This window comes from Pseudoscardovia suis, assembly GCF_002797875.1.
In the GTDB taxonomy this organism is placed as follows: Bacteria; Actinomycetota; Actinomycetes; order Actinomycetales; family Bifidobacteriaceae; genus Pseudoscardovia; species Pseudoscardovia suis.
The window spans coordinates 1-15959 of sequence record NZ_PGFC01000009.1 but is presented as its reverse complement, the minus strand read 5'-3'; the positions used below and the strand labels follow the sequence as shown (position 1 = coordinate 15959).

Annotated in this window: 15 protein-coding genes and 1 tRNA gene; 15 read left to right on the top strand and 1 reads right to left on the bottom strand. The window is 62.5% G+C overall.

Annotated elements, in window-relative coordinates:
* Positions 1 to 113 precede the first annotated feature (113 nt).
* From htpX to CLV65_RS08135, 12 genes are all read left to right on the top strand, one after another.
* Positions 114 to 1076, top strand: a complete 963-nt coding sequence (gene htpX / locus CLV65_RS08190; protein WP_244569147.1) for a zinc metalloprotease HtpX — start codon at positions 114 to 116, stop codon at positions 1074 to 1076.
* A gap of 183 nt (positions 1077 to 1259) precedes the next feature.
* Positions 1260 to 1916: a hypothetical protein gene (locus tag CLV65_RS08185; protein WP_094691260.1), complete on the top strand. Its 657-nt coding sequence runs from the start codon at positions 1260 to 1262 to the stop codon at positions 1914 to 1916.
* 146 nt (positions 1917 to 2062) lie between these two features.
* A tRNA-Gly gene (locus tag CLV65_RS08180) sits at positions 2063 to 2136 on the top strand.
* Positions 2137 to 2252: 116 nt separating this feature from the next.
* Positions 2253 to 3314: a class II fructose-bisphosphate aldolase gene (gene fbaA / locus CLV65_RS08175; protein ID WP_094691259.1), complete on the top strand. Its 1062-nt coding sequence runs from the start codon at positions 2253 to 2255 to the stop codon at positions 3312 to 3314.
* A gap of 217 nt (positions 3315 to 3531) precedes the next feature.
* Positions 3532 to 4839: an adenylosuccinate synthase gene (locus CLV65_RS08170; RefSeq protein ID WP_094691258.1), complete on the top strand. Its 1308-nt coding sequence runs from the start codon at positions 3532 to 3534 to the stop codon at positions 4837 to 4839.
* A 5-nt stretch (positions 4840 to 4844) separates the two neighbouring features.
* A complete protein-coding gene (locus CLV65_RS09240) occupies positions 4845 to 5621 on the top strand; it encodes a fluoride efflux transporter FluC (RefSeq protein WP_094691257.1) in 777 nt (258 codons plus the stop codon).
* Complete coding sequence (locus CLV65_RS08160; RefSeq protein ID WP_094691256.1) at positions 5621 to 5992, top strand: fluoride efflux transporter FluC; 372 nt, start codon at positions 5621 to 5623, stop codon at positions 5990 to 5992. Before CLV65_RS09240 ends, CLV65_RS08160 begins: the two co-directional genes overlap by 1 nt.
* Positions 5993 to 6398: 406 nt before the next feature.
* On the top strand, positions 6399 to 10199 hold the full coding sequence (locus CLV65_RS08155; RefSeq protein ID WP_094691255.1) for a starch-binding protein: 3801 nt from the start codon (positions 6399 to 6401) through the stop codon (positions 10197 to 10199).
* Positions 10196 to 10678, top strand: coding sequence for a hypothetical protein (locus CLV65_RS08150; RefSeq protein WP_094691254.1), 483 nt, complete (start codon positions 10196 to 10198; stop codon positions 10676 to 10678). Before CLV65_RS08155 ends, CLV65_RS08150 begins: the two co-directional genes overlap by 4 nt.
* 20 nt (positions 10679 to 10698) lie before the next feature.
* Complete coding sequence (locus tag CLV65_RS08145; protein ID WP_094691253.1) at positions 10699 to 11220, top strand: hypothetical protein; 522 nt, start codon at positions 10699 to 10701, stop codon at positions 11218 to 11220.
* A 51-nt stretch (positions 11221 to 11271) separates the two neighbouring features.
* Positions 11272 to 11679, top strand: coding sequence for a hypothetical protein (locus CLV65_RS08140; protein ID WP_094691252.1), 408 nt, complete (start codon positions 11272 to 11274; stop codon positions 11677 to 11679).
* Complete coding sequence (locus CLV65_RS08135; protein WP_094691251.1) at positions 11676 to 12257, top strand: hypothetical protein; 582 nt, start codon at positions 11676 to 11678, stop codon at positions 12255 to 12257. Before CLV65_RS08140 ends, CLV65_RS08135 begins: the two co-directional genes overlap by 4 nt.
* 190 nt (positions 12258 to 12447) lie before the next feature.
* Here the strand turns inward: CLV65_RS08135 and CLV65_RS08130 are convergent, their stop codons facing one another.
* On the bottom strand, positions 12448 to 13125 hold the full coding sequence (locus tag CLV65_RS08130; protein WP_094691250.1) for a hypothetical protein: 678 nt from the start codon (positions 13123 to 13125) through the stop codon (positions 12448 to 12450).
* 208 nt (positions 13126 to 13333) lie between these two features.
* On the opposite strand from CLV65_RS08130, the gene ilvA reads away from it, so the two are divergent.
* From ilvA to CLV65_RS08940, 3 genes are all read left to right on the top strand, one after another.
* Positions 13334 to 14599 carry a threonine ammonia-lyase gene (gene ilvA, locus CLV65_RS08125; RefSeq protein ID WP_094691274.1) on the top strand — a complete coding sequence of 422 codons (1266 nt, stop codon included), beginning with the start codon at positions 13334 to 13336 and terminating at the stop codon, positions 14597 to 14599.
* Positions 14600 to 14813: 214 nt separating this feature from the next.
* A complete protein-coding gene (locus CLV65_RS08120; protein WP_094691249.1) occupies positions 14814 to 15584 on the top strand; it encodes an SIR2 family NAD-dependent protein deacylase in 771 nt (256 codons plus the stop codon).
* Positions 15585 to 15713: 129 nt separating this feature from the next.
* Positions 15714 to 15959: hypothetical protein (locus CLV65_RS08940; RefSeq protein ID WP_211287613.1), on the top strand; the 246-nt coding region annotated here is incomplete at its 3' end.

Genomic DNA, 15959 nt, shown 5'->3' with positions numbered 1-15959 from the left:
CTGCAATCAATCGCGCATGAAGGTGGCGCGCGGTGAAGGTGAAGTTTGCGCGCAGTGAAGTTTGCGCGCAGTGAAATTTAGCGCCGGGACACCGCGCTCTGTATCCTTGGAACATGTCAAACGGAACGATGCATGTGCACGGGCACTTCAACGGACTCAAGACCACGCTGCTGTTTGCGCTCATGTGGGGCATCATCATGCTCATCTGGTGGTTCACCGGAGCGTCAGAAGACACGCTGGTCTTTTATCTGTTGCTTGGCCTGGGGACGAATTTCTTCAGCTATTTCTTCTCTGACAAGCTGGCGCTCGCTTCCATGCACGCACAGCCGGTCAGTGAACAAGAGGCGCCGGAGCTGTACCAAATCGTGCGAGAGCTGTCCACCAAGGCCGGCAAACCCATGCCTCGCATCTACATCGCTCCCACAATGAGCCCCAATGCTTTCGCCACCGGCCGCAATGAACGTCATGCGGCGGTGTGCTGCACGCAGGGAATCTTGCAAATCTGCTCATGGCGCGAAATCCGCGGCGTGCTTGGCCATGAACTCATGCATGTCTACAATCACGACATTCTCACCGGCGCCATCGCGTCATCCATGGCAACGGTCATCACCTATCTGGGCTACGCGCTCATGTATTTCGGCAACGACCGCGATGATGACGATCGCGGCGTCAACCCGCTGGGTATGCTGCTCGCCTACATCCTGGCGCCCATCGGTGCGTCGCTCATCCAAATGGCGATTTCGCGCACCCGCGAATACGATGCAGACGAAGACGGTTCGAAGCTGACCGAGGACCCCGCTGCGCTCGCCTCGGCGCTGCAACGCATCGAAGGCTCGGTGAATTCCGGCAACACCATTCCCGTCACGTCCAGCACGCAAACCACTGCCGCGATGATGATTGAAAACCCGTTCCGTGCCGAAGGCTTGCAGAAGCTGTTCTCCACGCATCCGCCGACATCCGACCGCATCGCGCGGTTGCGCCAAATGGACCGTGAGATGCATGGTGCGGCAGCGGAATCCGCGCAAATTCCGCAATACGAGCAGTATGCGCAATACTCTCAATACTCGTCGCGCTGATTGCGCAGGGGAGGCGCGTTCCCTCTCCTGTTCCCGCGCCTACTCGCAGTGTGCTACTCGCAGTATGTTTTCAGGCAGCAGCTATAAAATCGCGGTGAATCGAAATCACAATGCGTTCCTCGCCGAAGCGCAATGGCAATGTGTGTGCGCTCGCTGCGGGGAATGCCGGCACAGGGAGGCGCCATGTCCCGTCACTTTCATTTCTCTCGCACCGCTGCACGCACCGCTGCATTCCGCGCCGCTGCTGCGTTCTCGGTTTTCGCTGTGGCGGGGGTCGGCCTTGCGGCGTGCGGATCCCAAGACTCAAGCACATCGGCAATCAGCGCCGCGACATTGAGCGCAACCGGTTCCACAACCCCTGCCACCGATGCCTGCTCCACCATCCCCACGAGCTACATCCAGGAGACCAGCAAGGCCTACACGCTTTCGGTGGCGAGCGATTGCGCGGTCACCGTCAAGGCCGTGGGCGAGTCGCTCTACAACTCGATGCTTTACAAAGATGGCACGTTGAAGCAGCTCGATGGCAGCGCGATGTCATGGGACACCGACGCCAGCGTGACCTACACGTATGTGCCGCAGGGCGCATTGACCAAGGATGCGTTCTCTGACATCTATGCCGCGGTGCAGAAGGCAGGTTTCTCGGATTCCGACATGGCCAAGTACGCGTGGCTGTATTACCTGCCTGATGGCGGGGATTCCAGCTCTGCTGAAATTTTCCGCGAATACTCCACGGAAGAAGCCAACGCCTCCGCCAGCGCTTCGGCTTCCGCTGCCGCTTCGAGCGCCTCGGCATATGCCTCATCGGGTTCTGCATCGGACGCTTCCGGCAGTTCCGAATGATGTGATTGCGAAAGGCTGAGGTTGCGAAAGGCTGAGGTTGCCTGGCTGTGTGGCTGCGACGTTTTGCGGAATCGGAGAAGGATTTGGCCCTCTCCCAGATGCGCAATCCCGGTGGCTGTGCTAGACTCACTTTTCGCAACTACCATGCGGGCGTAGTTCATCGGTAGAATGGAAGCTTCCCAAGCTTCAGAGGCGGGTTCGACTCCCGTCGCCCGCTCCATCAGCCGGCCATTGTGGTCGGCTTTTCTTTTTGCCGCATTGCTTGAGCGCATTGTTTGAGGGAGACCGCGGCGTTGCGATGTTGGATTCGTCAGAAATGCGTCCGATAATAGATTCATGACGATTGCGACTCCTGAACGCTACGCGCAGATGTATGATGCCGCGCGTAAAGGCGGCTATGCCTTGCCTGCCATCAATGTGACCAGTTCCCAGACCCTCAATGCAGCGCTGCAAGGGCTTGCGGACGCTGAGTCCGATGGAATCATCCAAGTGTCGGTAGGCGGCAGCGCCTATTTCTCGGGGCAACGGGTTGCCGATCGCGTCACCGGCTCCCTGGCGATGGCGGCGTTCGCCCGTGAGGTTGCCAAGAAATATCCGCATATCACCGTCGCACTGCACACCGACCACTGCGCCAAGCAGTATCTCGACGAATGGGTGCGTCCGTTGCTTGACCTGGAAGCTGAAGAAGTCGCGCATGGCCGCGAGCCATTCTTCAACTCCCACATGTGGGATGGATCCACGGTATCGCTTGACGAGAATCTGTCAATCGCCGAGGAACTGCTTGACAAGTCGCGCAAGGCACACACCGGTCTAGAAATCGAAGTCGGCGCGGTCGGCGGCGAGGAGGATGGCATGACCGGTGCCATCGACGACAAGCTGTATTCCACACCGAGCATGGGCATGCAGGTTGCGCAGAGGCTGGGATTGGGCGAAAACGGCCTGTATACCGCCGCATTCACCTTCGGCAATGTGCACGGGTCCTACAAGCCTGGATTCGTCAAGCTGCGTCCACAGATTCTCGGCGACATTCAGTCCACAGTGGCGCAGGCGGTGCGCGACGGACAGTTGCACTCGCCGCTGCCGCAGGGGGCCGAAGACAAGCCGTTCCTGCTCGTGTTCCATGGCGGATCCGGTTCCGCGGCGCAAGAGATTGCGCAGGCGGTGAGCTACGGCGTGGTCAAGATGAACATCGACACCGACACGCAATACGCCTTCACCCGCGCCATCGCCGGGCATATGTTCGTCAACTACGACAAGGTGCTCAAAGTGGACGGCGAAGTGGGTGCCAAGGCGCAGTATGATCCGCGTTCATGGGGACGCGAGGCCGAGGATTCCATGGCGAAGCGCGTCGTCGAGGCGTGCCAAGAGCTCGGCTCCGCCGGCAAGGCACTCAAGTAGCGAATTTGGACGGTGACAAGGTCTTTCCTGTCACCGTCCCGCCGCCCCGCCCCGTTCTGTCACTGTTCCGCATCCTTCTTGCCATCTCTGCCTCTTCTCTGTTCCTCCCGGGCTTCCATGTGGTGATTCCACACTGTGAGCGTGGCGCGTGCCGAGAAACCCTAGCGGTAGAGCCATTGCGATAGTCTGTGAGAGCACGACTAGGGAAGGTGGCACTATGCCTGGAATCGTTCTTATCGGTACCCAATGGGGAGACGAAGGCAAGGGCAAAGCGACGGATCTCATCGGTACGAAGGTGGATTACGTCGCTCGTTTCAATGGCGGCAACAATGCAGGCCACACGGTCGTGGTCGGTGACAAGAAGTACGCGCTGCACCTGCTGCCGTCTGGCATCATTAGCCCCACCGCGACGCCGGTCATTGGCAATGGCGTGGTGGTTGACCCTGCGGTGCTTCTGCAAGAAATCGCCAACCTCGAGGAAGGCGGCGTCGACTGCTCCAAGCTGCTGGTCAGTGATTCTGCGCACATCATCGCCCCGTATCATCGTGAACTCGACAAGGTGACCGAGCGCTTCCTCGGCAAGCACAAGATCGGCACCACTGGTCGCGGCATCGGCCCCACCTACGCCGACAAGATCAACCGCGTGGGCATTCGCGTACATGACCTGTACAACCCCAGCCATCTGCACGACAAGGTCGAGGCATCGCTTCACCAGAAGAACCAGATGCTCGTCAAGCTGTACAACCGCCGCCCCGTCGACATCGACAAGACCACCGACTACCTGCTCGAGATGGGCGAGAAGCTGCGTCCGTACGTGGCGAACACCCAGGTGATCCTCAACAAGGCGCTCGACGAAGGCAAGACCGTGCTCTTCGAGGGCGCGCAGGCGACGATGCTCGACGTGGACCACGGCACCTACCCGTATGTGACGTCGTCGAACCCGACCGCGGGCGGCGCGTGCACCGGCACCGGCGTGGGTCCCACGAAGATCAACCGCGTCATCGGCGTGGGCAAGGCCTACATCACCCGCGTGGGCGAGGGCCCGTTCCCCACCGAGCTGTTTGACGAATCCGGCACCTGGCTGCGCGAGCAAGGCCACGAGTACGGCGTGACGACGGGCCGCCCGCGCCGCTGCGGTTGGTTCGACGCCGTCGTGCAGCGCTACGCCACCCAGGTCAACGGCCTCACCGACTTTGTGCTCACCAAGCTCGACGTGCTCACCGGCCTTAAGTCCATCCCGATCTGCGTCGCCTACGACGTGGAGAACGCCGACGGCACGCACACCCGTTACGACGACATGCCCACCGATCAGGACGTCTTCTCCCGCGCCAAGCCGATCTACGAAGAGATGCCTGGCTGGACGGAGGATATCTCGAACTGCCACACGTTCGATGAGCTGCCCGCCAACACCCAGGCCTATGTGAAGCGCCTCGAGGAGCTCTCGGGCTGCCGCATCTCCGCCATCGGCACGGGCGCCGCGCGCGACCACATCATCTCCGTGCACAACCTGCTCGGGGAGGACTGACCGGCATGGCGGATTCTGAAGCTTTGCACAAGGATTCTGCCGCTTATGCACCGGCCGATGCCGCTCAGCCGGCCGCCGATGACCACGCCGTGCCAGCGCCCGCACCTGCCTACAATCCTCTGACCGATTGGGGCGTGTACGCCGCGGTGTTCTGCGGCGGCTTCGTCGGCACCCTGCTGCGTTACGCGCTGTCGGTCGCGCTGCCGCAAAACGGCTCGGCGGGCGGGGTGCTCTACTGGGGCACCTTCACCGCCAACATGCTTGCCGCGTTCGTCTACGCGGCGGTCGCGGCGTATCTTGGCGCCGCGTCATGGATGGGCGCTCGCCGCAAGGAGCGCACGAACCGCGCTCTCGGCATGGGCCTGTGCGGCGGCCTGTCGACGATGTCCACGTTCGCTCTGGAAGGCTTCACCCAGCTGCGCGTCGCGCAGGATGCCGCTGACGCCGCTTCCCAGAGCGTGGGCGGCACCTCGATTGTGGTGACTACCACGGGCGCCGGCCCCACGATTCCCGCCAACGTTGCGTTCGTCATCTACGTGGCGCTCACCTACGTGGTCGGCGTGCTGCTTGCCTACGCAGGCTCCGCAGTGGGCGCTTCCCTGGGTGCCAAGGCCGCTGCCGGGCATTCTGGGCCGGATTCCGCTTCCTCGGTCGCTGACGCGCCGTCTGAGCCGGTTTCCGCAGGCGTTTCCATGGATGTGGGCAATGCTGCTGATTCTGATACGTCCGAAAGCCCTGATGCATCCGCAAGCTCTGATGCATCCGAAAGCGAGGTGAAGTGATGTCATCCTTCGTTCTGGCTCTCGGCATCGCGGCGCTCGGTGGCTTGGGCGCCGTCACCCGCTTCACTATCGATACGCAGATCAAGCGTGCCTACAAGGCGGCGTTTCCGCTCACCACGCTGCTCATCAACGCCATCGCCAGCTTCCTCGCCGGCATGTTCGCCGCAATGGCGGCGTATGGCGCGATGGGTGCCGACGCCAAGCTGCTGCTCGCCACCGGTTTCTGCGGCGGCCTGTCGACCTTCTCGACGGCGATCAACGAGATCACCTCACTGCTCAAGAGCGAACGCCTCGGCACCGCCGCCGCCTACATGGCGACCTGCGTCATCGTGCCGCTTCTGTGCGTCATCGCCGGCTACGCCGTCATCTAAGCGGGCTGCACGAGCCACGAGCTATCTGTCTAAGCCGTCTGTCCGAGACGTCTTCTGAGCTAGGGTCTGTCCGTGTCACCTGTCGGTGTCGCCTCATTGCTGGCACCGGTCTGTTACTTGGTCGCCAGCGGCTCTGTCCCTTGCCTGATTGCAGGATTCCAATAATTCCCAACCCCCAACCGCCCGCGGTGTGAGCCCACCTCATACTGCGGGCGTTCGTGTATCTCATGGGAAGTTTGTGGCGATTTGTGATTGTTGTGTGTGGGTTTTGTGTGTTGGCGTGTCGTGGGTCGTGTGTTTGTTATGTTTGTCGCACTCGTGGTTGGCGGGGCGGTGTCGCCTTGCTGCCGTGGGAGGCTGATGGGATCGGACGGGGCCTGGGAGCGGGCCCGGGAGGAGGACCGCGATGACGGGTCGGGGTTCCTGGTCGTGTGGGTTGCGTGGCGTGCGGGGCGTGTTGCTGCGTGCGCTGGCGTGCCTGGTGGCTTTGTCGGTGGCGGTGTCGTGCGGGGCGGCGGGCGCGGCGGCGGAGCAGGCGGATGGTTCCGGCGGCTCGGGGTCCCCGGCGGCTTCGTCTTCGGCTTCGTCCGATGGTTCGCTGACGGTGTGGTTCTATGATTCGGATGGCTGGGAGTCGCTGTTCTTCTATTGGTATGCGGATGACGCGCGGCCGGTGGCGTGGCCGGGCGTGGCGATGGAGGCGCGCGGTGGCGGCTGGTATTCGTGCGAGGTGCCCGGTTATGGGAGCGTGAGGGGGATTTTCAGCGACGGCGGGGCGTCGCAGTGGCCTGGCGCGGGGGAGCCGGGGGTCGTGCTGTCGGGCGGGAGCGCGTGGGTCGTGGACGGCCGTGTGTATGGCAGCGAGCCGGAGGGGGTGACGGTCCATTTCTTCGATTGGGATTCGTGGGGCCGGGTGTGCCTGTATTGGTATGATTCGTCGGGTGCGTCGGGGCCGGGGTGGCCGGGCGCGCGCATGTTCCCTGACGGGGACGGCTGGTGGAGCAGGACGGTGTTCGGCGCGGGCGACGGGCTGAGGGTGTTGTTCAGCGACGGCGGGTCGCGGCAGGTGCCTTCCCGGATGGAGGAGGGTTTCGCGGTGTCGGGCGAGGCGTGGTACCGGGGCGGCGTGTGGACCGGGTCGCGTCCGGAGGGGGTGACGGTGTTGTTCCGCCGGCCGGATGGCTGGGGCGAGCCGCGGGTGTATTACTATGCGTCGGATTCGGACACGGGGCCTGCGTGGCCTGGGGTGGCGATGTCGGATGCGGGCGGCGGCTGGTGGGCGTACCGGATCGAGCGGTATTCGCGTGCCCGGGTGGTGTTCACGGATGGCGCCAGCCAGGTGCCCGCGCGCATGGAGCCGGGCTTGGAGGCCGAGGGCACGATGTGGTATCGGGACGGCGCGTGGGTCGATGGCGAGTCGGACAGTGACGGGGACGGGCTGGCCGATTGCATGGAGCTGGTGGCCGGCACGGACCGTGCCGTCGCGGACAGCGACGGGGATGGTCTCCTGGACGGGTTCGAGCAGGGGAGGTCCGGCACGGATCCGCTTTCGGCGGACAGCGATGCGGATGGGGTCGCGGATGGCGACGCGGACCCGGACGGCGATGGGCTGTCGAGCCTGCGCGAACAGGGGCTGGGCACCGATCCCCTGGAGCCGGATTCCGACGGGGACGGCCTGGACGATGCCCGCGAGGTGACGTTGGGCACGGATCCCCTGGCGGCGGATTCGGACGGTGACGGCCTGCCGGACGGCGCGGAGACCGCGCTGGGCCTGGATCCGCTGGCGGCGGATTCGGACGGGGATGGCACGGGCGATGCGTCGGCGACGGTGACGCGCACCCTGGGTGCGGAGGATTCGGATGGCCCGTCCGCCGTGGGCGGCATCGAACCGCGGCTCCTGGACGCCGCCAGCCTGGCCGTGCCATCCCTCGAGGTGACGGGCGCGGCGCGGGACGTGGCGGGCGTGAGGGTCGCTGCGTACGACGGGTGGCTGAAGGGAGACGCCCGCGGCTTCGTGGGCGACGTGGCGCGGGTGGACGGTTCGTTCGGCTCGGGCACGCTTTCCTTCGCGTTGTCCGACGGGTACGCGCTGCATGAGTATGCGCTTCCGGACGGCACCGTCACGAACGGCCTGCTCGTCATGCATTCGGACGGCGGCCAGGCGGAGGCGCTGGACGCCCGGTGGGACGTGGCGGCGCGCACTCTCACCGTGCCCATCACGCAGGGAGGGTACTACTTCGTGCTGGACTTCATCGAATGGGCCGGCGGGATCGGCCTGGTGCCTGTCGGTGGGAATGCGCCCGCGTCCCCGTCCCTGTCGAGGGCGCCGGTCATGAGGGCGCCCGGCGCCACGATCGCCACATGGGACGTGAAAGGCCAGGCGGATGTGGTGTTCGCCATAGACACGACGAGCAGCATGGGAGGCGCCATCGGCAACGTGAAGGCCAACGTGGACCGGTTCGTCGACAGGATCGACGGCGCCGACGTCTCCGCCAGCCTCGCCTTGGTCAGTTTCAGGGACACCACCGCGGACGGCCCGGACTCCACCAGGGTCGCGCGTGACAACGGGTCCCCCTGGTACACGGACCTCGGGCGGTTCAAGCAGGCCATTGACGCGCTCACCGTGGACGGTGGCGGCGACGACCCCGAGACGCCCCTCGATGCGTTGGGCGAGGTGCTGGACCTCGACGCGCGGGACGGTGCGGAGAGGTTCGTGGTCCTGGTCACCGACGCGGGCGCGAAGGCCGACAACTCCCACGGGCTCGCCGGCATGCAGGACGCCGCCGACAGGCTCAAGGCCGCCGGGTGGCATGTGTCCGTCGTCACCGGGCAATCCCACAAGGACGATTACGAGGCGCTGTGGGAGGGCACCGGCGGCATCTTTGCGGACCTGAACGGCGACTTCCAGTCACAATTGCTCCAGGTCGCCCAGTCCATCCGCGATGAAGTCGCCGGCGGGCAGTGGATCGTGCTCGGCGATTGCGCCGGTCCGTCCGACAGCACCTTCCTGCCCCGGGTGGTCCGTCTCGCGGCGCCGTTGCGCGAGGGGAGCGGAACCGACACGGACAAGGACGGTGCCAGTGACATCGCCGAGCTCGGGGGTTCGGTCACGACGGCGACCATCGACATCCGCCCCTGGTCGGAGAAGCTGGCGCGCAACGGCACCCCGTCGGCCGTGTACTCGTGGCCTAGCCTGCCGTCCTATGTGAACTACGTGTCCGACCCCACCCAGGCGGACACGGACAGGGATCTCGACGCGGATGGCGTCGACCCGCATCCGATGGCTTACCAGCTGAACGACAACTTCATCGACAAAATGCGACAGCTGGAGGAACTCGCCTATAGCTATACGCGGGCGAACGGCATCGGCCAGGATATCCTGAAGTACGGCACGGACATCGAGTACTGGTACATCGCTTCCTTCGTCAGGCAGTTCAACCCCAATTATCTGGGCGGCACGAAATGGCCCGGCGTCGGGGGACCGGTCGACAATGGCTTCAAGGATTACGTCATGGACTGGGACGCGAAGCAGTCGGACACCCGCAAGAGGCTGGTGCCGTACTTCGAATCGACAACGTCCGTCAACGCGAACGAGAAGGGCGATGCCGTGGACCTGCGCCATTGGGGCGCGACGCTGTCGGCGTACATATACGAAACCGGCATTGGCGATACCGGTAGACTCGAGAAAGACCCATCTTTCAAGGGCTTAGCGGAATCCTTCATGCCTGAATACCATCTCGATAACCTCGCTGGCTGGGCTGGGGACCTGCAGACGCTCATGCTGGACGGATACAAGAGATATGTGAAGACAGGCAAGATCGGATCGGAGGACTTCGTCAACCGCTACCGGGACGCGTTCTATGGCCTGATAGGCGGCGATGACACCACCTTCTCAATGGACGACATGTACGCTGACACCGATTCATACAATGTCTATACCTCGATCAAGTGGACTCACCACGGTTTCGCCGACGGGGTGCGGGAATACTATTCGAGCGGACGCCTCAAGCGATATCATTCCTTCAGCAATTACTGGTCCCGCAGCAAGGTCTTCGACCTGACGAAGACCTACACGAATTCCAAGTATCTTGTGATCACCTGGCCACTGCTGAAGGAAGGCGGCCAGTGTCCGATAACACCCGATCAGTCCGAAGCGGCCGCACGCGCATTCACCGATTTCATCATGGACAGGAGAGGAGAGGAATGATGCATCCGGTCAAATCAAAGAAGACGCTTGATGACCATTCCCGCATGGCGTCCCGCCCGAGGGGGCGTGTGGCGGATGGGCGGGCGCGGAGGAACTGGCGCACGGCGTTCTTCGCCGAGCTGGTTGTCTTCGTGGTCCTGCTGGCGCCGCTTGTCTGGCAGCTGGTGTATCCGAGCCTGTCGCCGGAGGTGGTCCTCACGTCGGTGTCCCCTGACGGCGGCTACACATTGCAGGTGGCGAAGCACCCGGCGTTCGGCCGGAGGGTCCCTGTGGACGTGACCCTCCGCACCACGGACTCCGACGGGGGCTACCGGGGGAGGGAGGCCAGCAGGAGCTTCGCGGTGAGCCGGGGATCCGGCTTCCCGGAGGGCCTGCGGGCGCGGTGGGACGGCGGGGGCGTCGTGGTCTTCCTGCCGTCCGACGAGAACCGGCCGGTCGCGGTCCGCCTGGATTTCGACATGTGCCTGTCTCTTGAATAGGGGGCGGCGTGTTCAGGAGGATGGATGGTTTCGACGCGTTGGACGAGCGTGAGGCCTGCGCGGGGCGGCGGGCGGGGTCGAGTCCCGTGCCGTTCGTCTGCGCCTGTTTTGTCGTGGCGTTCCTGATCGCTCCGTGCTGCTTGGTCTGGGGCTTCCTGTTCGATGCCCATTCCGCGGACAGGCGCGCGGCGTGTTCGCAGGTCACGGCGTCCACGGCCGACGGGAGCCGTTCGATCACCGTGAACGCTTTATCCTTCGGGGTGTACGACCTGACGTTCGATACCGGGAGGTACGAGGTCACGGTCACGCAGCGCGATGCGTCGGGGGACGTGGTCACGGACACGACGACGTATCTGGGTGCGTTGGAGGGTTGCGTCGCCGTGGTCAACGAGGAGTACGGCGAGGTCTTCATGTATGACGTCGAGGAGATTTCGGACCCTTCGGAGGTGGTGAGCGATTGGGGGAGCGACTTCACCGGTTCGAAGCCCCCTTACTCGTGGCCGGCGTTCCGCATCTACTGGAAGGACATGGAATCGTCATGAGCACAGAGCCCAGGGCAAACACGCCCGGCGACGGCAGTGTGGGAAAACCGGATGGCAGCGCTGGCAAGGCTTCCGATGCCCAAGGCGCGCTTGATGCCCCGCCGTGTGCTCGCGAAGGTTGTGCTGGCGTTCGTCATGCTAGCACTGGGAATCACGTCCCTGTTCCCGTATGGTTTGGGAACTTATGAGTACCCGCAATACTCGGGCTGGGTCCCTCGGGAAATTACGTGCCCTGGCGTCGTGGGCACATGCATGCAATTGTCGTTGGCGCAAACGCTGAACGGCAAGGACCTGACCTTCGTCATACCCCGATGTGCGGCGGGCGATCCGATCGTCACCGAGATAGGTGTCGATGTGCGCACCCTGGATGGCGGAAAGGGCGGAAGATACGTGCGTATCACCTTCCCGGGCTGCCCGTCCAATGAGAGTCTTGTTGCCCGCGTTCAGGCGGCGCGATGAACAGAGCCAGTCTGATTGCTGCGGGTGATTTCGCAACGGTGTTGTTTTATGTCGTGGTGCCCGTATTCCTCGCCACCTTCCTCATCGTCGCGCTGTGTACGTTCGCGTTTGTGGTCTTCTTCGTGTGCTGGCTTGTGGAGCGGAGGAGACCAGACGGCGGTTCGGATGCACTGCACGGCTTGTCGTTCGTGGCGAACGTCTTGATCGTCTGCTCCCTGGTGTTCCTGTGTTCTTTCGGCCTGACCAAGGTGCCCGTTCTAGGCAATCGCACATGGTGCCAGTCTGCGTCGCCTGACGGTATATACACCCTTCAGGCCGACAGGGTGGCATGGTACTCGCTGTCCGGAGTACCCACCCGGTTCACGTTGAGACATGTCGATTCCTCTGGTGACGTGCTGGAGTCGCGATCGACCATCGTATATGTGCCGTCGGTAGATGAGGTGACTTTCCAGAGCGAACCGTGTGCGGTGGAATGGGGAGAAGGGCACGTCGACATCGGGGCTCAACGCCGATTCGATACCCGGCCCGATTACTTCTTCTCGTTCTATTGGGATGATCAGATTCCCGCACAGGAGTGACCAATGTGAGAATAACCGTCTGCTTGCGGCACTTCCCGCGGCCATTTGCTCGGGGTGTCTCTCCCGCATCGCCGCAGCCCAAGTCTTGTATAATCGTGATTAGTATAATCATGATTATACAAGACGCATTTCGCCCGAAAATCGTTGCAATTCCGCGTCTTTCAGGCTGTATGAAAAGAAGCTGGGAGCGTTAGTTGCCGGTATTCGCATCCATGAATGCTTCGCAATCGTTCCCGGAACCGATGATTGAATCTGATTGCATCAATCGATGCGAGTCGGATAGTGACAACAAGTCGGTCTGGGTTTTTGCTTCATCTGTTTGATACTTCGTGACTGCTGCAGTGATATCTGCATCAGAAAGGGAAGGGTCAAGTACTTTCGCGACTTGGGGGTACAAAGCCATTACGTCATTTTCGTTCCCGAACAGATAAACTCTCTGCATTTTCCCGTTGCGATACACAACGGTGTCGACGGAAACGCCGTTGATGGTTCCGTGGACACCGGCGGATTCTTTATATGCGTCTAATCGATACTCAACTCGGCTATGAGGGCCGCCCTGCTTATGCTCCTCGTAAGGGTTGAATGTCTCCGTGCCCATCACCTCGGCATTCGTCGATGCGGCTATTGCTGAAATGAGCTGTTGCGATTGTGCACTGAGGTCAATCGTCGGAGATGCGTTCGCGCTAGGGGGCGTTGTGGAGACGGTGGCTGAGGTTGTTGCGCTCGCCGTCGCTGAAGATACCTCGCTCGATGGCGACTGACTGCGAGATGGTACTAAAGCGACGACGAGGACGATTGCGATTATCCCCCAGAACCACCACTTCGTGATGAATGACGGTTTCGCATGTTTGCCAGGAAACCCTTCCATGGATTCTCTCCTCACTAGAACTTGCCGTTGGCTCTAGATTCGCGGGGGGGGGCATGCATTTCTGGTGTTGATATTCGATTGTCTGTTTGCGGCGCTCGCATCGTGTTCGCGCTGTATTTGCCCCGTGTCGGGACACGAGGCCGCAAGCCCGTCCATTTCTCGCTCTTGTTACGTGCTTGGGACGTGGGGGAGGATTACGATGATGCGCATGGAGCAATCTGAAGTCGAGAAGTATCTCAAGCGCGACCACAAGGCCGACATGGAAGCCGCCGCCGAGCGCCTCAAGGGGACCGTCCGCCATACGCCGCTCATCCATTCCGACGAGTGGAGCGACCGCACCGGAGCGCAGGTGTATCTCAAGCCGGAGAACCTGCAGAAGACAGGTTCCTTCAAGCTGCGTGGCGCCTACAACAAGATCGCGTCGATGTCCGACGCGGAGCTGTCGCACGGCGTGGTCACCGCCTCCGCCGGCAACCACGCGCAGGGCGTCGCCTACGGCGCTCGCGAACGCCATGCCAAGGCGATCGTGGTCATGCCCGACATCACGCCGCCGCTCAAGGTCGACGCCACCCAAGCGCTCGGCGCCGAGGTGGTGCTGCACGGCCACGTGTTCGACGAATCCAACGCTTACGCCATCCAGCTCGCCAAGGACCGCGGCATGACCTTCATCCCGCCGTTCGATGACTATGACGTGCTGTGCGGCCAAGGCACCATCGCCATGGAGATTCTCGAGGACCTCCCCGAGGTCACCGACATCGTCGTGCCGCTCGGCGGTGGCGGCCTGGGCGCCGGCATCGCCATGGCGACGAAGATCTTCCGCCCGGATGTGCGCGTCATCGGCGCCATCCCGATCGGCAGCCCCGCGTTCAAGGAAAGCTTCATCGCCGGCCATGTGGTCGAGGCCGACGAAGTGCACACGATCGCCGAAGGCGTTGCCGTCAAGCACCCCGGCGACCTCACGTTCGCGTTGCTCCAGCGGTACCTTGATGGCCTCGTGCAGGTCTCCGAGCGCGACATCTACGAGACCATCATGACGATGATGGAGAAGCACAAGCTCGTCGTCGAAGGTGCAGGCGCGGTCTCCGTGGCGGCGCTCGGCCAGCTCGAGCTGCAGTGCAAGGCCTACAACGAGGCGTCCGGCCCGCATGTCGTGGTGCCCGTGATGTCTGGCGGCAACATCGATACCGTCACGATCGGCGCGGTCATCCAGCAGGGCATGATCTCCCGCGGCCGCATCATGTCGTTCTCCGTGGAGCTTCCGGACGTGCCTGGCCAGCTCGTCAACATTGCCCGCATTCTCGCGGACCTGCGCGCCAACGTCATCGAGCTCACCCACGACCAGTTCAAGGCCGACACGCATTACTCCAACAAGGTGGTGCTCGAGGTCACCGTCGAGACCAACGGCCCCGACCACATCGCGCAGATCCTCGAGACCCTGCGCGGCGAAGGTTACGATCCCAAGCAGATCTACTGATTGCAGGCTTGGTTGCAGGCTTGGTTGCAGGCCTGGTTAAAGGTCTGATTGCAGGCTCAATCGGCGGGTCGTGCTGATTGGCAGATTGCTGATCTACATGCCGGTGCTTCCCCGACGTTCAGTTTCCGCACTGTTCATCGGGAAGGCACCGGCATGTTGCGTTGTGGGCGGATTTCACGCGGGTTGCGCAACCTCGTGCGTCTAAGCTGAAAGCATGACATACAAGGTTGCAGTGCTGACCGGCGCCGGCATTTCCACAAGCGCCGGAATCCCTGATTTTCGTGGTCCTGACGGCGTATGGACCAAGCATCCCGATCAGCAGAGCGTATACGACATCGATCTGTTCCTCTCCGATAAGAAAGCGCGCGAATATTCGTGGCGCTGGCAGAAAGAAAGCCCTGTGTGGGGCGCCCAGCCTGGCACGGCGCATAAGGCGCTCGTCAAGCTCGAGAAGGCTGGCTTGCTGAGCCTTCTCGCCACGCAGAACTTCGATGCCTTGCACGAGAAAGCCGGCAACAGCCCCAGCCTCATCGTGAACCTCCATGGCACCATCGGCACGTCGCATTGCATGCGCTGCCACCACAAATACGACACGGCTGACATCATGAATAACCTCGATGCCGAGCCGGATCCGCATTGCCACCGCAATCTGCCATATAGAGGCGATGAGGTGTGCAACGGCATCATCAAGACGGATGTCGTGTATTTCGGCGAATCTCTGCCCGAGGGCGCAATGGAGCGCAGCATGCAGGCTGTGACACAGGCAGATGAGTTCTGGGTGATTGGTTCGACGCTGGAGGTGTATCCGGCGGCAAGCCTGGCCCCGATCGCCGCTCAGGCGGGCGTGCCGGTAACGATCATGAACATGGGACGCACCCAATACGATTCGATCGCCAAGCGCCTCATCTCGGAGCCGATCCAGGACGCGTTGCCGCGCTTGGTCGACGAAACTATCGCTGCACATGGCGGCGAGGTCGCCGCATAGGGCAGGCAGGGCGCAAACAGGGCGCAAGCGAGGCAGCCTTATTCCGCGTAAGTAAGTTTCTGGGAACTGGCGATACACCGGTGGGGAATCGTGTAGAGCGGTAAGGCGGTCGATTGAGGCGCAACCCGCGTGGTCGCAAGACGCGACACGCGGGTTTTTGTTTTTGTTGGGGTGTTTTTGGTGTTTGTGGGTGTGTTTGTGGGTTGTTTTGTGTTGTTGTGTGGTGTGTTTGTGGGTGTGTGCGACACGCCGTGGGTGGTGGCTTGTTTGTTGGGTTTTGGGGGTGTGGGTTTGTGGGTGGTTTGTGTTTTTGCGGGGGGTGGTGTATGTTCTTCTCTTGCTGCTTCGAGGGGCGGCGGCCGGCTGGGTCCGGTC